The organism is Acidovorax sp. GBBC 1281 (assembly GCF_028473645.1).
GTDB lineage: Bacteria > Pseudomonadota > Gammaproteobacteria > Burkholderiales > Burkholderiaceae_C > Paracidovorax.
The window spans coordinates 1174873-1196277 of record NZ_CP097269.1; the positions used below are offsets into that span (position 1 = coordinate 1174873).

The following is a 21405-nucleotide window of genomic DNA, read 5'->3' on the forward strand; positions in this document are numbered from 1 at the left end:
CGTGCGCCGAAGGGCCGGGCCGCGTGCGCTGCCCGGACGCCGCAGGTGCCAGGCGCTACACCGTGGAGGTCAGCGGCGCCGGTGTGGTTTCGGACGCACCGCGTGCCGGCAGGACGATGTGAAACACGCTGCCCTGGGCCGTGTTGCTCGCATGGATGCGCCCGCCGAAGGCCTCGACGATCTTGCGGCAGATGGCCAGGCCCAGGCCGGTGCCGCCCGAGCCGTCGCGCGTCTTGCTCGACTGCATGAAGGCCTCGAAGATGCGCTCGAGCTCTTCCTCGGGCACGCCCGGGCCGCTGTCTTCGATCTCGATGTGGATCTGCCCCAGGCCGTCCATGAAGCCGCGCAGCTCGATGGTCGAGCCCCCGGGCGAGAACTTGACCGCGTTCGCCAGCACGTTGCGCATGACCTGCTGGAACCGCAGCGGATCGGCCTTGGCGACCAGCGGCAGATCCGGCAGCTCCAGATGCAGGTACAGCCGGTGCCGGGCGAGCAGGGGGTCGAACTCCCGCGCGACCGAGCGGATGAGCCCGCGCAGGTCGGTGCGCTCCAGGTGGAAGGTACCCACCGTGCTTTCGATCTTGGCCACGTCCAGCAGGTCGTTGACCAGCGTGAGCATGCGCTGCCCTGAGGAGTGGATGTCGGTGAACATGCCGGCCAGCCGCGCATCGGCCGGGCTGCGCAGCGCGCCCAGCTCGGCGAACCCGATGATCGACTGCAGCGGCGTGCGCAGCTCGTGGCTCATGTTGGCCACGAACTCGGACTTGGTGCGCGAGGCCTCCTCGGCCGCGGTGCGCGCCTCCTGGATGGCGCGCTCGGCCATGCGGAAGTCGGTCACGTCCATCAGGATGCTCAGCACGCCGGTGGCGTGGCCCATCTCGTCGGTCAGCGCTGCCTTGAAGACGCGGGCGTCGCGGTGGGTGCCGTCGCCGTGCAGCAGCCGGGTCTCCAGCGTCATCTTGCCGCCCTGCATCAGCAGGCGCTGGTTGGCCTCCACCACGACGTTGGCCTCGTCCGGCGGCAGGAAGGCATGCAGCCGCTCGCCGATCACCAGCGCGCGGCCCCGGCCCTTGTATTCCTCCCAGGCGCGGTTCACGAGCACCACGCAATGGTCCTTGTCGGTCAGGGACATGGGCAGGGGCGTGGTTTCGAGCAGCAGGTTCTGGAAGGCCAGCTGGGCCTGCAGCTTGAGCTGCGCCTCCCAGCGCCCGGTCACGTCCACCGCGCTGCCGGCGAAGCCGGCGATGCGCCCTTCGCTGATGAGCGGTACCACCGCCAGCTCGAACAGCAGGTGGCGGCCATCGGCGCTGCGGATCAGCGCCTGGCAGGTGCGCGCCTGCGCCGTGGATTCGGTGTCGAGCATGGCCACGACCTCGTTGCGGCTGACCGAGTCCACGATGTCCGGCAGTGTCTGCCCCACGGCATGCGAGGGGCTGCGCCCGCTGATCGTGTCCCACCGCGCGTTGGCATAGGTGATGACGCCGTGCGCATCAGTGCGGAAGATCAGTTCCTGCACGCTGCTGATGAGCACCGCCAGATCGTGCTGGCTCTGCGCGATCTTTCGCTGCGCGAGGTTCATCGAGCGCTGCGCGGCCTCGCGCGCTCGCAGGCCGCGCCAGGCGGTCGCGGTCAGTCCGAGGGCGAGCAGCACGGCGGCCAGGCCGATGCCGAGCATGCTCTGGGCCTCCTGCAGCCACCGGTCCTGTGCCATCGCGTAGGGCTCCTCCACGATCGCCACCAGTGGCTTGTCGCGCGAGGCGCGAAAGGCCAGGATGCGGTCGCTGCCCAGCACGCCCTGGCCGATGTAGCTGGCGAAGTCGCGGTGGGGCAGGTAGCTGTGGAAGACGGGCAGGTTGTCGATCCGCCGGCCGACCAGGGCAGCGGCGGGCGCGGAACTGGCCAGCACCTGGCCGTCGTCGCTGGCGATCACCGCGTCGTAGCTCAGGGATTCCAGGGTGAGGTACTGGAAGTTGGACAGCGCACCGGGATTGACCAGCCCCACGAGCATCAGGTCCCGACCGCCGTTGGTGCGAAAACCGCGCAGCAGCGGAATGAACGACATGCCCGCCGGGGCCACGTCGGGGGGCGTGGTGCGGCGCAGGCTGCCCAGGCTGCGGCCCGGCACCAGCGGGCCGATGCGCTGGCGTTCTTCCTCCACCCAGGGCCCCAGGCCCGTGACGTCGATGAAGGTACCCGCCTCGCCGGTGACGGTGCTGGCGACCACCAGGCCCTTGGTGTCCACCACCGCCACGCCGCGCATGAAGGGCAGCCCGGCCAGCACCTGCCGCATCGCGACCTCCATGGCCTGCGTGCTGGTGGGGGCATCGGTCAGTGCCTGCGAATGCGCGAGCACGCCCAGCGCCATGTCGCCGGCATCGAACGTGCGGGCGGCCTGGTCTTCGATGATGCGGGCCAGCAACTGGGCCTGCACCTGGCTGGCGGTCATCGTCGCACGCATGTCGTTCACGGCGAGCAGGGCCATCGCGGCCGCCGCCAGCAGCGCGGCCGCCACGCCGGCGGCCAGCACGAGGCCACTGGCAGGCAGCCCGCGAAAGCGCAGCGCCGGTTCCGCCGCGAGGGAGGGTGGGGAGGGAGCGCGGCGTTTCATCGTCATGTCAGGGCTCGATCACCTGGCCGAGGCCGTTCTTTTCCGCGGCGGCCTTGAGCCGGCCGTCGCGCTTGATGCGGACCACGAAATCCTCCATCTGCCGGAGCCAGGCACCATCGCCGGGCCGCACCGCGTAGGCGTAGGGCACGACCTGGATCGAATGCGCCGGCACGAGGAGCTTGGCCCAGTTGGCGTTGTCCAGCAACTGGCGGCTGTAGAAGTAGTTGGTCATGAACACATCCACGCGGCCGGAGATGAGCTCCTGCTCGCGCGTGGCGGGCGCGTCGACCGGCACCACCCTCGCATGCTGCAACTGCGCCGCCATGATCGGCCCCGTCAGGGTGCCTTGCTGCACGCCGACCCGCACGCCGGGCTGGTCGATGTCGGACCATTGCGTGACCACGGCATTGTTCTTGGTGGTGATGGCGTACACGTCGCTGTGCAGGTAGGGCTGCGTGAAATCCAGCACCTGCTGGCGCTGCGGGGTCACGGCGATGGCGGACATGGCCACGTCGCACCGGCGGCTGGTGAGGTCGGCCACCAGGGATGGAAAGGAGGAATCCACGTACTCCAGGCGCGCGCCCAGGTCTTTCGCGAGTTCGGCCGACAGGTCGATGTCGATGCCCTTCAGCTCGCGCGTGCGGGGATGGCGGTAGGTCACGCCGTAGTAGTCGGGCCAGATGCAGACCCGCAAGACCCCGGTCGAGCGCACCCGATCGGACACTGGCCCGGCCTGCACCGCCGGCCAGGCGGCCAGGCAGGCCCCAGAAAGCAGCGAGAGGGAAAGGACGATCCGCTTCATGCCATCCATTTCTTCAGGGCCGCGCCCTGCAGGAAAGGGGGCGCGCGATGTCCTCGGGATGCAGGCCCGCCGGGAAGGCGGCCTGGGGTGTCAGCGCATCATAGAGGCCGGTGCCCGGTCGCCCGTGTCGGCCTGTGCCTTTACCTTGACCGATCTCAGGGTTCCGGGGAAGGCGCGTCAGGCCAGGCTCGCCCCATGGCAGCGCGGCGCCGGGTTTTTGCCAGACGCTTGAGCAGGGACGACGAGCGGTGAAGGCCATGGGATCGGATGGTGAGAAAATGATAGAAATAAAAAACAGCGTCGTTGGCTGATTTTAATCAGAAAAATCATTTTTATCATCTTTAAATTTGTTTGTTTTGAACCCAACAGCGGCACAATTCACGCATGGCAACATCTGCTCCTGAGATCTCCGACGTGACCGATCACTGCACCACCCTGGAGGTGGCCAAGCTGCTCGGCATGGCCGTTCGATCCGTTCAACTCATGGTGGATCGCGGGGAGCTTCAAGCCTGGAAGACGCCCGGCGGGCACCGGCGCATTTCCCGCGCATCCGTGCAGCAATGGCTGCAGGGCAACAAGGCCGCCCCAGCGCAGCCGCACAACCGCCGGGCGGACGACGCCCGGACCGGGGCCGGAACCGAGGCCGGCGCGCCGAAAAAGCCCCTGTTGCTGCTCATCGAGGATTCGACGCACTTCCAGAACCTCATCCAGCTCATCGTGCAGCAGCAGTTTCCGGAACTGGGGCTGCAGGTGGCCGATGACGGCATCGCCGGGCTGGCCCTGTACGGGCAGCTGCAGCCGGACATCCTCATCGTGGACATCCTGCTGCCCGGCCTGGATGGCGCGACCCTGATCACCACGCTGCGGTCCCATCCCCAGTTCGCGCGCAGCGAGCTGATCGTGGTGACCTCGCTCGACGAATCGCAACGCGCGCCCTATGCCTTCGCCCTGCAGGGCGTGGCCGTCATCCACAAGCCCCGGCTGGTCGCCGAATTGCCCGGGGCGCTGCAGGCCTGCCTGGAAACGCTGCGCCATGGATGAACCCGTCGTCCTCCTGGTGGAAGACGATGCCCTGGTGTCCCGCTTCGTCGGCATGGTGCTCGACGACCTGCCGGTGCGGCTGCAGGTCTGCAGCAGCGTGGAGCAGGCGCTGCAGTTCCTGGCGGAGCACCGTGTCCAGCTGGTGATCACCGATCTGATGATGCCCGGGGAATCCGGCATGGGGCTGATCCAGCGCATGGCCGCCGACCGTTCCCTCGCCGTGGACGCCAAGGTCGTGGTGTTCAGCGCAGGATTGAACACCAAGGTGCGCGAGCAACTGGCGTCGATGAACATCTGGCGTACGCTGGCCAAACCGGCTTCGGTGGGCGATCTGCAAGGCTGCGTGCGGGATGCCCTGCAACTGGCCGGCCAAAGTCCTCCCTCTGCGCCGCCCGCGCCTGCCGCCCTGGCGGTGGAGGGCCTGGCGGAGCACGAAACCCTCGCGGTGGCCACGCACTTCGCCAACAACCGCCGCCTGTTCGAGAGCTATCGCGAGCGCTGCTTCTTGCAATTCCCCAAGGATCGCGCTGAGGGGGACCGGGCCGCCGCCGTGGCCGACCTGGCCGCGCTGCGCCGGCTGGCGCACAACCTGCGCACCGTACTGCTCACGTTGGGCCGCAGCGAAGGCCACCAAGTGGCCAGCCGCCTCGAAGAGGCCGCCTGCGCCGAAGACGTGCCTGCCTCAGTGGCCGGCTGGAAAGCCCTGCGAGATCATCTGAGCGCTTGATCTTCAGCCGCAGGGCGCCTTGGTCAACGGCCGGCCATGGCGCTGAGCCTGGGGATGGCACGGGTGTTCGCTACGGGCTGGGCATGCCTTTTTCCGACGCCCGCCTGCCCGCTGAACGATGGCCCTGCCTGGTGTGCCATGGCGTTGCTCACCTCCGTTTGTGCGCCGAGCTTGAAAATGGCCACGGCCTGCAGGAGTTGCTGGGCTTGCGTGCTCAGGCTGCTGGCTGCCGCAGCGCTTTCCTCCACCAGGGCCGCGTTCTGCTGGGTCACCTGGTCCATCTGGACGATGGCCTCGCCCACCTGGGCTACGCCCTGGCTTTGCTCGGTGCTGGCGGCGCTCACCTCTCCGATGATGTCGGTGACGCGGCGGATGGCCGTGACCACCTCGGTCATGGTGCTGCCGGCCTTCGCCACCAGCGCCGTGCCCTCGCCCACCTGGGCCACGCTGCTGTCGATCAGTGACTTGATCTCTTTCGCGGCCTCTGCGCTGCGCTGCGCCAGGTTGCGCACTTCGCTGGCCACCACCGCGAAACCACGGCCTTGCTCGCCGGCCCGGGCGGCCTCCACGGCGGCGTTGAGCGCCAGGATGTTGGTCTGGAAGGCGATGCCGTCGATCACGCCGATGATGTCGGCGATGCGTTTGGAGCTGTCGTCGATGATCTTCATCGTACTCACGACGTCGTTCACCACCTGACCGCCCTGAGCGGCGACGGTCGATGCGCTCACGGCCAACTGGTTGGCCTGGCGGGCGTTGTCCGCGTTCTGTTTCACGGTGCTGGACAGCTCCTCCATCGAGGCCGCGGTTTCTTCCAGCGCGCTGGCTTGCTGTTCGGTGCGGGCCGACAGGTCGCTGTTGCCCTGGGCGATCTCGGCGCTGGCCGTAGCCACGCCGTCGGAGCCATGGCGCACGGTGGCGACCACCGAGGTCAGCGCCTCCTGCATGCGGGCCATGGCGGCCATCACGCTCACCGTGTCGCCGCTGCGCACCACCAGTGCCGCGCTCAGGTCGCCGGCCGCCACATTGTTGGCGGCTGCCGCCAACGCGGAGGGTTCGGCGCCCAGCGAACGGGAGAGATCACGAACGATGAGCCAGCCGACCAGCACGCTGACGATCAGCATCAGCGCTGCGGCCACACCCAGCACCACGGCCATGTTGTTGGCATGGGCCAGGGCCTCTTTGGCGACTTGATTGGCCAGGCCACGCTGGATTTCGCGGGATGCGTCCACGGCGCCGAACACGGCGTTTTGCAGGGTGCGCACTTCTTTGATCAGTAACGTTCCCGCCGCTGCGCTGTCACCGGCTTCCGCCAGAGCGATGGCCCGATCGATGGCCTGGTTGTAAGGCTCGCGGTTGGCGTTGATGATGCGCAGTTGCTCGCGGGTCATCGGCAGGGCCAGCGACGCATCCAGTTGCTGGAGCAGTGCGGTATTGGCCACGCGGGCTTCGGCAACCTTCTTCTTCTCGCCCTGGCGCAGTGTGGGGTCGCTGGAGATGATGATGTTGCGCACCGCGCGCGCGCCGTTGTTCAGGTTGTCCTTGATGTCGGTGAACTGTGCCACCTTGACCATGCGGTTGGCCGACACCTCGGTCAGGTCCTGGGCCAGGCCCTGCATGCGGAGCGCAGCGAGCAGCGCAATGGCGACGCCGAGGGTGGCGAGCAGCCCGAATCCGATGATCAATCGGGTGGAGATCTTGAGGTGTTGCATGGTCAGTGCCTCGTCAATGTGGTGATGGAAATATCATTTTTATTAATTATGCCATTTTCATTTCAAACGTGTGCAAACATTTCCTGGGTGTGCGCTCGTTGGCAGCCAGTCGCGCAGGCCACGGCTCGGCCCCCAGAGCACGGTGGTCCAGGCAGCGGCAACAGGACGAAGTGGCGCATCCGGCGTGAGGCTCGGCGCGACGGTGAAGAAGCAACGAAGGAAAAAGAGCAGGGCGTCGCGCCCGACGCTCAGCGCTCGGTGCCGAAGCTCAGGGCATGACCCAGCGGTCCGCCGCCGCGCGGATGTGCGAGCGCATGGCCGACTCCGCCAGCAAGGGGTCGCGGGCCGCGAGGCAGCGGTAGATCTGCTCATGCTCGGCCAGGGCCGCATGCCAGGTCGGCTGGCCTTCCAGCCGCTCGCGCATGTGGCTGGCCAGCGGCCCGCGGCGCTCGTCGAACAGGCTGCCCACCAGCCGCACCAGCACCGAGTTGCCGGTCATCTCCGCGATGCGCACGTGGAACTCGCGGTCGTGCTCCAGCACGTCGCGCCCGGCCGCGATGTCGGCGCGCATGGCGTCGATGCTCGCCTGCACGCGGGCCAGGCCGTCCGTCGTGGCGTGCACGCACGCCAGCACGATGACCGCCCCCTCCACCGCGCCCCGCGCCTGCATCAGTTCGGCCGGGCTCTCGCCCATGGAGGGGGGCAGGGCGGAGCGCCGCAGCGCGCGGCTGCACACGTACACGCCCGAACCCATGCGGATCTCCACGCTGCCCTCGATCTCCAGCGCGATCAGCGCCTCGCGCAGCGAGGGGCGTGACACGCCCAGCTGCTGCGCCAGATCGCGCTCGGGCGGCAGGCGGCTGCCTTCCCGGTAATCGCCCTGCTGGATCAGCAGGCGCACCTTGTCCGCGATCTGCTGGTACAGGCGCCGGGATTCGAGGGCTTTGGTCGAGTCGTTCATCAAACGTGTGGATTGAAATTGGCCAGACCATATGGCCTGACCAAAAAGGGGTTGCGCGCAGTGTAGGGGGTGAAATCACCAGATTCCAAGCATTGGATCGCTGAAAACCCTTCGGCTGGGGTTAACCCGGTAAGGCCAATTTGAATTTGGCGCTCAAATTGGCCTTACCAGAAACCCCCTGCGATGGGCCGCCGAGCGGTCCGCACGCCGACACTGCCTTGAACTACGCTTTCGACTTCTCCGCGCCGCTGGCCTACTGGCCCGATCTCCTGGCAGGGGCGTGGACCACGCTGTCGCTGGCATCGACCTTCTTCGGCTTCCTGGTGGGCGTGTTCTGCGCCCTGGCCAATACCGGCCGCTCGCGCTGGCTGGCCCGGCTGGCGGGGGCGTACATCGAGGTCATCCGCAACACGCCGCTGCTGGTGCAGGTGTTCATCGTGTACTTCGGGCTGGCCTCGCTGGGCCTGCAGGTGGGCGCTTTCACCGCGGCCATCGTGGCGCTGGTGGTGAACGTGGGGGCCTACACCAGCGAGATCGTGCGGGCCGGTATCGAGTCGATTCCCAAAAGCCAGCTGGAAGCGGCCGAATGCATGGGCCTGTCGCGCTGGCAGACGCTGCGCCATGTGGTGCTGCCGCCGGCCGTGTACCCGGCGCTGTCCAGCCAGTACGTGCTGCTGATGCTGGCCTCGTCGATCTGCTCGCAGATCTCGGCGGAGGAGCTGACGGCGGTGGCCAACCGCATCCAGTCGGACACCTTCCGCTCGGTGGAGACCTATCTCATCGTGGCCGCGGCGTACCTGGCCATGTCGCTGGTGATGCGCGGCGCGCTCTGGCTGGTGGCTATGGTCGCCTTCCCGCGCCGCCGGCGCCTGGGCACCCCCCTTTAAAAGCCGCAGGCACGCACCATGGGCTTTCTCAACGCATCGCACCTTCAATTCCTGTTCGACGGCCTGCTGTGGACCGTGGGGCTTTCGCTGCTGGCGTTCGCTGGCGGCGGGCTGCTCGGCTTTGCCGTGGCGCTGGGCAGCTCGTACGGGCCGCGCTGGTCGCGCGTGGCCGTGTCCCTCTACATCAAGCTGATCCAGGGCACGCCGCTCTTGGTGCTGCTGCCGCTGGCGTATTTCGGCCTGCCCTCGCTCGGGTTGAACGTGGCGCCGCTCACGGCGGCGGCGCTGGCGCTGTCGATCTACGTGTCGGCCTACCTGGGCGAGATCTGGCGTGGCTGCATCGAGTCGGTGCCGCGCACGCAGGCCGAGGCCGCGGAATGCCTGGCCCTGCGCTGGCACCAGCGCGTGTGGCACGTCATCCTGCCGCAGGCCGTGAAGATCGCCACGCCGCCCACCGTGGGCTTCATGGTGCAGATCGTCAAGAACACCTCGCTGGCCTCGGCCATCGGCTTCGTGGAACTGGCGCGGGCGGGCCAGATCATCAACAACTCCACCTTCGAGCCGTTCGTGATCTTCGTGATCGTGGCGGCCCTGTATTTCTCCCTGTGTTACCCGCTGTCGGTGCTGAGCCGTCGCCTGGAGAGGAGCTTTCATGTCGCCCATCGTTGAGATCGAGAACATCTCCAAGTGCTTCGGCGCCACCCGCGTGCTGGAGGGCGTGTCGTTCACGGTGAACAAGGGCTCGGTGGTCGCCATCATCGGCCAGAGCGGGTCGGGCAAGAGCACGGCGCTGCGCTGCATCGACCGGCTGGAGACGGTGGATGCCGGCCGCATCCGCGTGTGCGGCCACGAGGTGACCGCGCCCGGGCTCAACCTGCACCAGCTGCGCCGCGACGTGGGCATCGTGTTCCAGAGCTACAACCTGTTTCCGCACCTCACCGTGCTGGAGAACATCATGCTGGCCCCGCGCCTGGTGCAAAAGGCCGCCAAGGCCGAGGTGCGCGAGCGTGCCCAGGCCGTGCTGGCGCAGGTGGGCCTGTCCGACAAGGCCGACTGCTACCCCTCGCAGTTGTCGGGCGGCCAGCAGCAGCGCGTGGCCATCGCCCGGTCGCTGGCCATGCAGCCGCAGCTGATGCTGTTCGACGAGGTGACCTCGGCGCTGGACCCGCAACTGACCGGCGAGGTGCTGCGCGTGATGGAAAAGCTGGCCGAAGGCGGCATGACCATGATCCTCGTCACGCACGAGATGGGCTTTGCGCGCAAGGTGGCCGACGAGGTCATCTTCATGCACCGGGGCCGCGTGTGGGAGCGCGGTCCGGCCTCGATCCTCGATGCGCCAGCCACCACCGAGCTGCGCGATTTCGTCGGCAACGGCCTGTAGCGCTGCCACGGTGATTCCCGAGCCCCGCACCAGACGGGGCCGACCCCAACCCTTCCTTTTCACACGGAGACAAAGCCCCATGACAACACCGCGTTCCTTCCTGCTGCGCACCCTGCTGGCCTCGGCCGCCCTGATGGCCTTCGGCGCCGGCAGCGCCCATGCCGATCTGCTCAAGGACATCCGCGAGGCCAAGAAGATCCGCATCGCCCTCGACACCGGATCGCCGCCCTACGGCTTCGTGGACGACGCGATGAAGCCCGTGGGCTCCGACGTGGAGACCGCGCAGCTGCTGGCGCAGGACCTGGGCGTGGCCCTGGAGATGGTGCAGACCACCAGCCCCAACCGCATCCCGTTCCTGCAGACGGGCAAGGCCGACATCGTGGTCGCCTCGCTGTCGGTCACACCCGAGCGCGAGAAGGTCATCGACTTTTCGGTGCCCTACGCGCAGATCCTCGCCGTGGTCGCCGCCCCCAAGGCCGCGGACATCAAGGGCTTCGAAGACCTGCAGGGCAAGCGCGTGGCCACCACGCGCGGCTCCAACAACGACAAGGTCGTCACGCAGGGCGCCAAGGGCGCGCAGATCGTGCGCTTCGACGACGACGCCACGCTGGTCACCGCCGCAGTGAGCGGGCAGGCGGACATCATCGCCACCTCGCCCGCCATCGTGAACACGGTCCTGGCGAAATCGCCGCAGAAGGACCTGGTGCAGAAGTTCGTCATGCAGAAGGTGCCGCTGGGCGTCGGCCTGCGCAAGAACGAGCCCGAGCTGAAGGCCTGGATCAACGACTGGATCACCAAGAACACCGAGAACGGCAAGCTCGTGGCGATCTACAAGAAGTACCACGGCGGCAACTGAGCCAGCAGCCCATTCCACCGACCCACCCACCCCTCTTTTTCCTGCATTGCGAGCCCCCCATGCTGACTGTCATCTGTGAAACCCCTGGCACCCTGCGCGCCGTGGAGCGCGAACGCCCCGTGCGCGGCGAGGGCGAAGTGCTGCTGCGCGTCAAGCGCGTGGGCGTGTGCGGCACCGACCTGCACATCTACACGGGCAACCAGCCGTTCCTGCAGTACCCGCGGGTGATGGGGCACGAACTGTCGGGCGTGGTGGAAGAGGCCGTGCCCGGCGGGCGGCTGGCGGTGGGCGACGTGGTCTATGTCATGCCCTACCTGTCGTGCGGCACCTGCGTGGCCTGCCGGCAGGGCAAGACCAATTGCTGCGTCAACATCCAGGTGCTGGGCGTGCACCGCGACGGCGCGTTCACCGAGGTGCTTTCGCTGCCCGAGGCCTTCGTGCACCGCGCCGAGGGCGCCACGCTGGATCAGGCCGCGATGATCGAGTTCCTCGCCATCGGCGCGCACGCCGTGCGCCGGGGCGACGTGCAGCCCGGCCAGCGCGTGCTGGTGGTGGGGGCCGGCCCGATCGGCATGGCCGCCATGATCTTCGCGAAGCTGCGCGGCGCCGAGGTGACGGCCATCGACGGCCGCCAGGACCGCGTGGCCTTTTGCCAGCGCGAGCTGGGCGTGGCCCATGCCGTGGCGCTGGGCGAGGGCGACGAGTCTCAGCTGTCCGCCGCCACGGGCGGCGAGTTCTACGACCAGGTGTTCGATGCCACGGGCAATGCCAAGGCCATCGAGCGCGGCTTCGGCTTCGTGGCGCACGGCGGCAAGTACGTGCTGATCTCGGTGGTGCGCGACACCATCACCTTCTCCGACCCCGAATTCCACAAGCGCGAGACCACGCTGCTGGGCAGCCGCAACGCCACCACCGAAGACTTCGAGACCGTGCTGGCCGCCATGCGCGCGGGCCAGGTGCCCACGGCGGCGCTCAACACGCACCGCATGGCCCTGGCCGACGTACCGGCCGATTTCGCGCGGCTGCTGGACCCCGCCCAGGGCGTGGTCAAGGCCCTGGTGGAAGTCTGAGGAACGCGCGGCCATGGTCCAACCCATCCTCCAGTTCGGCACCAGCCGGTTCCTGCAGGCGCACGTCGATCTGTTCGTGTCCGAGGCGCTGGCGGGCGCTCCCGGCGCGGGCGATGCGCTGGGTGGCATCACCGTGGTGCAGACCACCGACCGCCCCGACGGCGCGGCCCGCATCGCGGCGCTGGCGCGCGGCGAGGGCTACCCCGTGCGCATCCGGGGTCTCGCCGGCGGCGAGCGCGTGGACCGCACCGTGCAATGCACGGCGGTGCGCGAGGCCTGGCAGGCCGCCACGCACTGGCCCGAGCTGCGCGCCGCCGTGGCAGGACCGGTGCGCGTGATCGTCTCCAACACCGCAGACCGCGGCTACCTGCTCGACGACCGCGACGGCCCCGCCGCGCTGCGCCCGGGCAGCGCGCCGCCGCACAGCTTTCCCGCCAAGCTGCTGGTGCTGCTGCACGGCCGCTGGCAGGCCGCGCCGCAGGCGCCCATCACGCTGCTGCCGTGCGAACTGGTCGAGCGCAACGGCGACGTGCTGCGCGATGTGGTCGTGGGCCTGGCACGCCAATGGGCGCTGCCGGCCGAATGCACCGACTGGCTCACGGCGCACTGCGTGTGGGGCAACTCGCTGGTGGACCGCATCGTGTCCGAGGCCATCGCGCCCGTGGGCGCGGTGGCCGAGCCCTATGCCGTCTGGGTGGTCGAGCGCCACCCGCGCCTCACGCTGCCGTGCAAGCACCCGGCCATCGTGCTCACCGACGACTTGGCGTTCTACGAGCGGCTCAAGCTGCTGCTGCTCAACGCCGGCCACACCTACCTGGCCGAGCGCTGGCAGCAGGAAGGCCGCGCCGCCGGCGAGACCGTGCGCGAGGCCATGGCCGATGCCGCGCTGCGCACCGGGCTGGAGGCGCTCTGGACCGAGGAGATCCTGCCCGTGTTCGGCGCCCTGGGCGCGCGGGCGCAGGCCGAGGCCTACCTCGTCGATGTGCGCGAGCGCTTCGAAAACCCGTTTCTGGACCACCGCATCGCCGACATCGCGCAGAACCACGCGCAAAAGAAGCAGCGCCGCTTCGGCCCCCTCGTGGCCCTGGCGGCCGAGCACGCCCCGCACCTGGCCCAGCCGCGCCTGAAGGTGGCCCTCGCCGCCGCCTGACCCTTTCATTCCCTGTTTGCCACCGCCCTGCCGCGCAGCCCCGACGATGAATACCGACCTGCAGTCCACTCCGCCCCTGGCCCTTCAGCTGGGCGCCGCCGACAACGTGGCCGTGGCGCGCCAGGCGCTGGAGGCCGGCACGCGCCTGACCATCGGCGGGCACGCCGTGCAGGTCCGCGAGCCCATCGCCTCGGGCCACAAGTTGGCGCTTGTGTCCATCCCGCGCGGCGCGGCCGTGCTCAAGTACGGCCAGGGCATCGGCGTCGCCACGGCCGACATCGCGGCCGGCGACCACGTGCACGTGCACAACGTGGGCATGGCGGAATCGAGCCACGGCCACAGCGCGGGCGTGGGCTACCGGCCCACGGGCGCGTTGCAAGAAACGCTGACCTTCGACGGCTTCGTGCGCGCCGACGGCCGCGTGGCCACGCGCAACTACCTGGGCGTGATCGCCAGCGTGAACTGCTCGGCCACCGTGTGCCGCCACATCGCCGACGCCTTCAAGGGCGAGGCGCTGGCCGCCTACCCGCAGGTGGACGGCGTGGTCGCCATCACCCACGGCAGCGGCTGCGGCATGGGTGGGAATGGCGAGGGGCTGGAACTGCTGCAGCGCACGCTGCGCGGCTACGCCAACCACCCCAACTTCGCCGGCGTGCTGGTCATTGGTCTGGGCTGCGAGGTCAACCAGATCGCGCCGCTGGTGGAGACGCTGACGGCGCGCGCGCCCGGCCTGTTCGCCACACTCACCATCCAGGACGAGGGCGGTACGCGCGAGACCATCGCACACGGCAAGGCCATCCTCGGTGACATGCTCGTCCAGGCCAACGCAGCGCGGCGCGAGCCGGTGCCGCTGCGGCACCTGGCGGTGGGCCTGCAGTGCGGCGGATCGGACGGCTACTCGGGCATCAGCGCCAACCCGGCGCTGGGCGCGGCGGTGGACCTGCTGGTGCGCCACGGCGGCATCGCCATCCTGTCGGAGACGCCCGAGATCTACGGGGCCGAGCACCTGCTCACGCACCGCGCCGCCACGCCCGAAGTCGCGGCCAAGCTGCTGGAGCGCATGGCCTGGTGGGAGCGCTACGCGGCGCTGCATGGCGGCGACCTGAACAACAACCCCTCGCCCGGCAACAAGGCCGGCGGCATCACCACCATCCTGGAGAAGTCGCTGGGCGCGGTCGCCAAGGCCGGCTCCACCGGGCTGATGGACGTGGTGGGCTACGCCGAGCCCGTTCGCACGCAGGGTCTGGTCTTCATGGACACGCCCGGCTACGACCCCGTGTCCGCGACCGGCCAGGTGGCCGGCGGCGCCAACCTGATCTGCTTCACCACCGGCCGGGGCTCCACCTACGGCTGCAAGCCCACGCCCTCGCTCAAGCTGGCCACCAACACGCCCATGTTCCAGCGCATGGCGCTCGACATGGACTTCGACTGCGGTGGCATCGTGGAGGGGCGCCAGAGCATCGCCGAGGCCGGCGAGGCGCTGTTTCGCCTCATGATCGCCACGGCCTCGGGGCAGCGTAGCAAGAGCGAGGACAACGGCCTGGGCGACAACGAATTCCTGCCCTGGCAGCTCGGGGCCGTGATGTGACGACGGACCGATGAACCCCTGAATGGACGACGCCCCGATGCAACCCGACTCCCTTGCGCTCGATGTTCTCACCGTGGGCGAGCCCATGGCGCTTTTCATGGCCACCGTCCCGGGCGAGCTGCACGCCGTGGCCGACTACCGCCGCGCGGCGGCCGGTGCCGAGCTGAACGTGGCCACCGGCCTGGCCCGGCTGGGACTGCGCACCGGCTACATCACGCGGCTGGGTGCGGATTCGTTCGGCCGCTTCCTGCAGGGCGAGATGGAGCGCGAGGGCATCGACCGCCGCCACGTCGCCACCGATGCCGCGCACCCCACGGGCTTCATGCTCAAGACGCGGGCCGAGGACGGCAGCGACCCGCAGATCGAATATTTCCGCAAAGGCTCGGCCGCGAGCCACCTGGGACTGGCCGATGCGCCGCAAGGCGCGTTCCCGGCCCGCCACCTGCACCTGACCGGCATCACGCCGGCGCTGTCGCTCAGCACGCGCGAATTGGCCTTTCACCTCGCACGGCAGGCGCGCGCGGCGGGCGCCACGATTTCGTTCGACCCCAACCTGCGTCCCCGGCTGTGGCCCTCGCCCGAGGCCATGGCCGAATGCATCAACGCCCTTGCGGCGCTGTGCGACACCGTGCTGCCGGGCCTGGGCGAAGGCCGCACCCTCACGGGGCGCGATACCGCCGAGGGCGTGGCCGACTTCTATCTCGCACAGGGCGCGCGGCAGGTGGTCGTGAAGCTCGGGCCGGAAGGCGCCTTCTACGCGCAGCAGGGCGGTGCGCGGGGCACCGCGCCCGGTCGCCCGGTGGCCCGCGTGGTGGACACGGTCGGCGCTGGCGACGGCTTCGCAGTGGGCGTGGTCAGCGGCCTGCTCGAAGGGCTGGACCTGGCCCGCGCCGCGGCGCGCGGCAACGCCATCGGCGCGCGGGTGGTGCAGTTTCCGGGCGACTCGGACGGGCTGCCCACGCGGCAGGAACTGGGCGACGGGGTCTGACGACACCCCTTGCGCGCAGCAGAGCATCCCGGCGCGAGGAAGGCGAAGAAGGCCACAAGCGGTTGCTATCAAAAGTATAGTTATACGCCCTAGTACTTATTGCGGTGAAGGCCTTTTCCAACGCACGACCTGTATGCGCCTTGCGCCGGACCGGCCACGCCAGTCCATCGGGAACCTCTCAAAACCCATCCGGTCCCTTGTTGATCGAGAATGCGTGCTCCATCCTTTGCCATGATCACTCCCCGTAGCGCCCTGAAGTTCGACCTGTTCGCTGAGGCCTCGCGCCAACACAAGAGAGATGAGGTGGGCGATCCGCTGCAGGTGATCGCGCGGCACATCGACTTCGCAGAACTGGCCCGGCTGGTGGATGCCTTGATCGAACGCGGGGGTGGCCGCCGGGGCGGTCGGCCCGCCTACCCCACCGAGGTGATGGTGCGCATCCTGGTGTTGAAGCGGCTGTACAACCTGTCCGATGAGCAGATGGAGTATCAGTTGCTGGACCGGGGGAGCTACCAGCGGTTTTGCCTGTTGCAGGATGCGATGAACGTGCCGGACCGCAACACGATCTGGCGCTTTGGCGAGCGCCTTGGCGTGGGCGGGGCAACGGCCTTGTTCCAGGGGGTGGATGCCCAACTGCAGCGCCACGGCTACATCGCCCGGGGCGGGCAAGCCATTGATGCCACGCTGGTGCCCGCGCCCCGACAGCACATCGGCCAGCAGGAGCGGCGAACGCTGGCACAAGGCGGGCAGCCGGACTGGAGCCAAGCGCGACGCAGGCAAAAGGATGTGGAGGCCACGCACACGAAGAAGCACGGCAAAAGCCACTTCGGCTACAAGCTCAGCGTGAGCGTGGACCTCAAGCACGGCTTCATCCGCCGCCTCGCCACGGGCACGGCCAGCGAGCACGACGGGCACCACTTCGATGAGGTGCTGGACATGCACAACACCGGGCGGGCAGTGCATGCGGACAAAGCCTACCCGAGCCGCCAAAGGTGCCAGATGCTGAAAGTGCTGGGATTCGTGGATGCGATGCAGCGCCGTGCGCAGGCGGGCCGACCACAGAGCGAATGCCAGAAGGGGCGCAACCAGCGCATCGCAAAGAAACGAGCCAAGGTGGAGCACGTGTTCGCCGGTATCCGCCACCTGGGGGGCAAGTTCGTGCGCACCATCGGACAGGCGCGCGCCACGGTGGGGATGACGATGATGGCCGCCTGCTACAACATGAAGCGACTGGCCTGGTTCCTGCATCGGGGCGTGGATGCTTTCTTCAAGCCCGCCACTGGCAAGGCACAAGTGCGCCTGCAAACGGTGAAAGCCTGAGCCACCGGGCCTGCAAGGCCCCTCATGCACCCAGGCGCAGACCGTTGCTGGGCCTCATCACGCTCAAACGGCTACTGGCGCCCACTCCTCCCTATTCGGATTCGTCAAACATGGGGTTGTGAGAGGCTCCCCATTCACTCCATTGAACGGGCGCCGCCGCCCCTTCACTGCTCCGTGTAGTGGTAGGTCAGCCCGCCATCCACCGAATGCGTGCCGCCGGTGATGTAGCCCGCGTCCTCGCTCGCCAGGAATGCCACCAGCCCCGCCACGTCCTCCGGCATGCCCAGCCGGCCCATCGGGATCTGCGCCTGCAGCGCCTTGAGCTTGGCCGGGTCGTTCAGCAGCTTTTCGTTGATGGGCGTGGCGATCGCGCCCGGCGCCACGTTGTTGATGCGGATCGACAGCGGCGCCAGTTCGCTGGCCAGGTTGCGTGCCAGCATGCGCAATGCGCCCTTGCTCGCGCAGTACGAGGCGAAGTGCGGGAACGCGATCTCTTCGTGCACCGAACTGATGTTCACCACGGCGCCACCACGCTGCAGCGCGTGGCGGTGGCGCACGAAGGCCTGGGTGGCGAAGAACAGGCCCTTCACGTTCGTGTCCATCACCAGGTCGTAGTCCTCTTCGGTCACGTCCCAGAAATCGGCATGGCGCTCCACGCCGGCGTTGTTGACCAAGATGTCCAGACCGCCCAGCGCCTCCACCGCGCGCTCGACCAGTTGGGCGGCCGCGCTGGCGGTGCCGATGTCGGCTGGCACGTAGACCGCGCGGCGGCCCAGCGCCTGGATCTGCTCGATGAGTTCGCGCGGGCCGCCATCGGGCTTGCGGCCGTTGAGCACGACGTCGGCGCCCTCGCGGGCGAAGCGCAACGCGATCGCGGCGCCGATGCCCTGGGTGCTGCCGGTGACGAGGGCGGTTTTCTGGGAAAGGCGTGGCATGGGGGAATGATCGGTAGAGAGTGAAGGAAAGGCCGGCCGGCGGGCGCCGGGCGATGTGCCATTTCATCCCCGTTGACCCGCCGGCCGTGTCAGCCAATGGCGCGAGGGGGCCCTGGCCTGGGGATGGGCACGCGCCGCCGACCCCTTACAAGAAGGGCCGCAACCAGCCGAGTCCCGTGCTGGTGACCCCGGGTACCGCGCCGCGCGCGGGCCGGTATTCGCAGCCGATCCAGCCTGGATAGCCCAGTTCGTCCAGCAACTGGAACAGGTAGGGGTAGTGGACCTCGCCCACATCCGGCTCGTGCCGCTCGGGCACGCCCGCGATCTGGATGTGGCCCACCCGGCCCGTGGGCACGTACTGGCGGATCTGGGTGGCCAGGTCGCCTTCGACGATCTGGCAGTGGTACAGGTCCATCTGCACCTGGACGTTCGGCGCGCCGATCTCGGCCAGCAGCGCATGGGCCTCGTCCTGGCGGTTCAAAAAGTAGCCGGGCATGTCCTGCCCGTTGATGGGTTCGATGAGGATCTGCAGCCCGTGCGGCGCGGCCATCGCAGCCGCCACGCGCAGATTGGCAACATACGTGGCTCGCGCCTCGCCCCGCGTGCGGCCGGCCGGCAGCAGCCCCGCCATCACGTGGATGCGCGGCGACTGCAGCGCTTGTGCGTAATCGATCGCCTGCACCATGCCGGCGCGAAACTCCGCCTCGCGCCCGGGCAGGCAGGCCGTGCCGCGCTCGCCCGCGTCCCACTGGACCGGTGGCGCGTTGAACAGCACCTGTTTGAGGCCATGGGCCTGCAGGCGCGCCGCCAGTTCGGCGGGCGGGTGGCCATAGGGAAAGAGAAATTCGACCCCACGAAAGCCGAAGCCGCGGCGAAACGGTCGAGGAAATCGAACTCCGGGTAGAGCAGGGACAGGTTGGCGGCAAAGCGGGGCATGCGAGACGGCTTTCGGGTGCGGGCGATGGCTGCGAGGGGGCTCGTCGAGAGATTTGAAAGCGCCGCTCACACGCCATCGTCACGTGCTGATTGGATTGGCTTTGTTGCACAAAGCGATGCAGCTCGCTGGTAGTCTGACCAGATGAGTGAAGGCAAGAAGATGCGGACCCGCTACCGCACGACAAACTGGGCACAGTACAACGCGGCATTGAAGGCCCGTGGATCGCTGACGATGTGGCTGGATAGGGGGATGCAGTGGCTGGCTGAGCCCAAAGGCAAACGCGGTCGCAACCAAACGTTCTCGGATGCCGCGATCCAGTTCTGTCTGAGCATCAAGTGCCTGTTTGGTCAGCCCCTTCGCCAAGCGCTTGGCATGGTCCAAAGCCTGCTCAAGCTGGCTGGGGTGAACTGGCCGGTCCCTGACTTCAGCACGGTCTGTCGGCGCCAAAAGGATCTGCAAGTCCAACTGAACTACCAGCCGAGGAGCTCACCGCTGCACCTGCTGGTGGACAGCACAGGCATTAAGTTCCTGGGAGAAGGTGAATGCAAGCGCAAAAGGCACGGGGCCGAATACCGGCGCGAATGGCGTAAGGTTCATTTGGGCATCGATGCTCAGACACTGGAGATCCGGGCCATCGAGGTCACCAGCAACGCCATTGGAGATGCGCCCATGCTGCCGCAGTTGCTGGCGCAAATTGAGGTCGATGAGCCCATCGCCAGTGTCAGTGTCAGTGCTGACGGAGCTTATGACACGCGGGCCTGTCTGGACACCATTGCCAGACGAGGTGCACAGGCCGTGATCCCGCCACGCAAGAACGCCAGTTTCTGGAAACGGGCCAGTCCCGGGTCAGCCAGCCGTAACGAAGCCGTACGGGCCTGCAGGCGCCTGGGCTGGCGTATCTGGAAGAGCTGGAGCGGCTACCACCGGCGCAGCCTGGTGGAGACCAAGATGCACTGCTTCAAGCGCTTGGGCGAGCGGGTCATGGCACGAACGTTTGAGCGTCAGGTGGTTGAGCTGCATGTCCGAGTTGCGCTGCTGAACCGGTTCAGCCAGCTTGGACGGCCTGAAACCGTCGCGGTGGCGGCTGTGGCATGAGTGCGCCTGGGGCTGGGGTCATAACGCGCTCGATTCGGTTTGTGCAACAAAGCCGATTGGATTGCCATTTCTTTGAAATGATTTAAAGAAACGTTGATTGGGCGGCGGACACGGGAACGGCATGGAATGAATACTCCGATGTGTTTTGTGGCCTTGATCCGCAATGCAATGCCTTCGACGTCATTCATTACGCACGGGTACGTGCGGCTTTGTTGCACAAATCGCGATGCTGATGCCCGTAGACTGACTGCGTGACAGAGACGAAGAACAGGCAGCGGAGCAAGTACCGCACGACGAACTGGAAGGCGTACAACGCGGCGCTGAAAGCGCGAGGCTCGTTGACGATGTGGCTAGATGAGGGCATGCAGTGGTTTGGCACGCCGACCGGCAGGCGTGGACGCAGCCGAACCTTCTCGGACGCAGCAATCCAGTTCTGCCTGAGCATCAAGTGCCTGTTCGGCCAGCCCTTGCGACAGGCGCTGGGCATGGTGCAGAGCCTGCTGCGGCTGGCAAAGCTGGACTGGCCGGTACCTGACTTCAGCACTGTTTGCCGGCGCCAAAAGACCTTGCAGGTCGAACTGAGCTACCAGCGAACCAACTCGCCGCTGCAGTTGCTGGTGGACAGCACCGGCATCAAGTTCCTGGGCGAAGGAGAGTGAAAACGCAAGAAGCATGGTGCTGAATACCGGCGCGAATGGCGCAAGGTCCATCTGGGCATCGACGCGCAGACGCTGGAAATACGCGCCATCGAGGTGACCAGCAACGCCATTGGGGATGCGCCGATGTTGCCCGGGTTGCTGGCTCAGATTCCCACTGACGAATCCATCGAAAGCGTCAGTGCCGATGGCGCCTACGACACGCGCGCCTGCCTGGACGCCATTGCCGAGCGGCACGCGATGGCGGTGATCCCGCCCCGCAAGAACGCCAGCCATTGGAAGAAGTCGAGTCCGGGCTCGGCGCATCGTAATGAGGCCATTCGGGCGTGCCAGCGCCTGGGTCGCGGCATTTGGAAGAAGTGGAGCGGCTACCACCGGCGCAGCCTTGTGGAGACGAAGATGCACTGCTTCAAGCGACTGGGCGAACGGGTGATCGCGCGCACGTTCGACCGCCAGGTTGTGGAGCTGCATGTCCGCGTGGCCTTGCTCAATCGGTTCAGTCAGATCGGCCGTCCTCACACCGTGTCGGTGACTGCTGTGGCATAGGTCCGTCTGGGGTTGGGGTCATGCCGTCTGCAATTCGATTTGTGCAACAGCGCCGGTACGTGCCCATCCACAGAGTGCCGACGACCCGGTACCAGCCGAACACATCGGCGGACACATCGGCGACTTCGCAAAAAGCGACAGATCTTCG

At 67.7% G+C, this 21405-nt stretch carries 17 protein-coding genes and 2 pseudogenes; 13 read left to right on the forward strand and 6 right to left on the reverse strand.

Going from position 1 to position 21405, the window contains the following annotated elements; all coding sequences use genetic code 11:
- Window positions 1-55: 55 nt before the first annotated feature.
- Together M5C96_RS05315 and M5C96_RS05320 are read right to left on the reverse strand one after the other, a co-directional pair.
- Entirely contained in the window at window positions 56-2614 is a 2559-nt protein-coding gene (locus tag M5C96_RS05315; RefSeq protein WP_272567678.1) for a sensor histidine kinase, read from the reverse strand.
- A gap of 1 nt (window position 2615) precedes the next feature.
- On the reverse strand, window positions 2616-3410 hold the full coding sequence (locus tag M5C96_RS05320; RefSeq protein WP_336297882.1) for an ABC transporter substrate-binding protein: 795 nt from the start codon (window positions 3408-3410) through the stop codon (window positions 2616-2618).
- A 384-nt stretch (window positions 3411-3794) separates the two neighbouring features.
- Here M5C96_RS05320 and M5C96_RS05325 point away from each other — a divergent pair, with 384 nt between their 5' ends.
- Together M5C96_RS05325 and M5C96_RS05330 are read left to right on the forward strand one after the other, a co-directional pair.
- Window positions 3795-4451 carry a response regulator gene (locus tag M5C96_RS05325; RefSeq protein WP_272567680.1) on the forward strand — a complete coding sequence of 219 codons (657 nt, stop codon included), beginning with the start codon at window positions 3795-3797 and terminating at the stop codon, window positions 4449-4451.
- A complete protein-coding gene (locus M5C96_RS05330) occupies window positions 4444-5178 on the forward strand; it encodes a response regulator (RefSeq protein WP_272567681.1) in 735 nt (244 codons plus the stop codon). The genes M5C96_RS05325 and M5C96_RS05330 overlap by 8 nt, the downstream gene beginning before the upstream one ends.
- A gap of 23 nt (window positions 5179-5201) precedes the next feature.
- Here M5C96_RS05330 and M5C96_RS05335 read toward each other — a convergent pair whose 3' ends face one another.
- Both M5C96_RS05335 and M5C96_RS05340 read right to left on the reverse strand, forming a co-directional pair.
- Window positions 5202-6887 carry a methyl-accepting chemotaxis protein gene (locus tag M5C96_RS05335; protein ID WP_272567683.1) on the reverse strand — a complete coding sequence of 562 codons (1686 nt, stop codon included), beginning with the start codon at window positions 6885-6887 and terminating at the stop codon, window positions 5202-5204.
- A gap of 268 nt (window positions 6888-7155) precedes the next feature.
- Window positions 7156-7848 carry a FadR/GntR family transcriptional regulator gene (locus M5C96_RS05340; RefSeq protein ID WP_272567685.1) on the reverse strand — a complete coding sequence of 231 codons (693 nt, stop codon included), beginning with the start codon at window positions 7846-7848 and terminating at the stop codon, window positions 7156-7158.
- Window positions 7849-8066: 218 nt separating this feature from the next.
- On the opposite strand from M5C96_RS05340, the gene M5C96_RS05345 reads away from it, so the two are divergent.
- The 9 genes from M5C96_RS05345 (at window position 8067) to M5C96_RS05385 (ending at window position 17088) form a co-directional block, all read left to right on the forward strand.
- Window positions 8067-8735, forward strand: coding sequence for an amino acid ABC transporter permease (locus M5C96_RS05345; RefSeq protein ID WP_272567686.1), 669 nt, complete (start codon window positions 8067-8069; stop codon window positions 8733-8735).
- An 18-nt stretch (window positions 8736-8753) separates the two neighbouring features.
- Window positions 8754-9404 carry an amino acid ABC transporter permease gene (locus tag M5C96_RS05350; protein ID WP_272567688.1) on the forward strand — a complete coding sequence of 217 codons (651 nt, stop codon included), beginning with the start codon at window positions 8754-8756 and terminating at the stop codon, window positions 9402-9404.
- Entirely contained in the window at window positions 9388-10116 is a 729-nt protein-coding gene (locus M5C96_RS05355) for an amino acid ABC transporter ATP-binding protein (protein WP_272567689.1), read from the forward strand. The genes M5C96_RS05350 and M5C96_RS05355 overlap by 17 nt, the downstream gene beginning before the upstream one ends.
- Window positions 10117-10195: 79 nt before the next feature.
- Entirely contained in the window at window positions 10196-10972 is a 777-nt protein-coding gene (locus tag M5C96_RS05360) for a transporter substrate-binding domain-containing protein (protein WP_272567691.1), read from the forward strand.
- Between the two features lie 59 nt (window positions 10973-11031).
- Complete coding sequence (locus M5C96_RS05365) at window positions 11032-12042, forward strand: zinc-binding alcohol dehydrogenase family protein (RefSeq protein WP_272567693.1); 1011 nt, start codon at window positions 11032-11034, stop codon at window positions 12040-12042.
- Between the two features lie 13 nt (window positions 12043-12055).
- Window positions 12056-13192, forward strand: coding sequence for a mannitol dehydrogenase family protein (locus M5C96_RS05370; RefSeq protein WP_272567695.1), 1137 nt, complete (start codon window positions 12056-12058; stop codon window positions 13190-13192).
- Window positions 13193-13238: 46 nt separating this feature from the next.
- The gene (locus M5C96_RS05375) at window positions 13239-14780 is read left to right on the forward strand and encodes a UxaA family hydrolase (RefSeq protein ID WP_272567697.1); all 1542 of its coding nucleotides are present in this window, start codon (window positions 13239-13241) and stop codon (window positions 14778-14780) included.
- Between the two features lie 37 nt (window positions 14781-14817).
- A complete protein-coding gene (locus M5C96_RS05380; protein ID WP_272567699.1) occupies window positions 14818-15768 on the forward strand; it encodes a sugar kinase in 951 nt (316 codons plus the stop codon).
- Window positions 15769-16002: 234 nt separating this feature from the next.
- Complete coding sequence (locus M5C96_RS05385) at window positions 16003-17088, forward strand: IS5 family transposase (protein WP_272569564.1); 1086 nt, start codon at window positions 16003-16005, stop codon at window positions 17086-17088.
- Between the two features lie 164 nt (window positions 17089-17252).
- On the opposite strand, the gene M5C96_RS05390 is transcribed toward M5C96_RS05385, so the two are convergent.
- Together M5C96_RS05390 and otnI are read right to left on the reverse strand one after the other, a co-directional pair.
- Window positions 17253-18023 (reverse strand): SDR family NAD(P)-dependent oxidoreductase, encoded by a 771-nt coding sequence (locus M5C96_RS05390; protein WP_272567700.1) that lies wholly within the window; start codon window positions 18021-18023, stop codon window positions 17253-17255.
- 145 nt (window positions 18024-18168) lie between these two features.
- Window positions 18169-18959, reverse strand: a pseudogene (gene otnI / locus M5C96_RS05395) (2-oxo-tetronate isomerase).
- A gap of 142 nt (window positions 18960-19101) precedes the next feature.
- Here otnI and M5C96_RS05400 point away from each other — a divergent pair.
- Window positions 19102-20055 carry an IS5 family transposase gene (locus tag M5C96_RS05400; protein WP_272563677.1) on the forward strand — a complete coding sequence of 318 codons (954 nt, stop codon included), beginning with the start codon at window positions 19102-19104 and terminating at the stop codon, window positions 20053-20055.
- Window positions 20056-20306: 251 nt separating this feature from the next.
- Window positions 20307-21257, forward strand: a pseudogene (locus tag M5C96_RS05405) (IS5 family transposase).
- Window positions 21258-21405 lie beyond the last annotated feature (148 nt).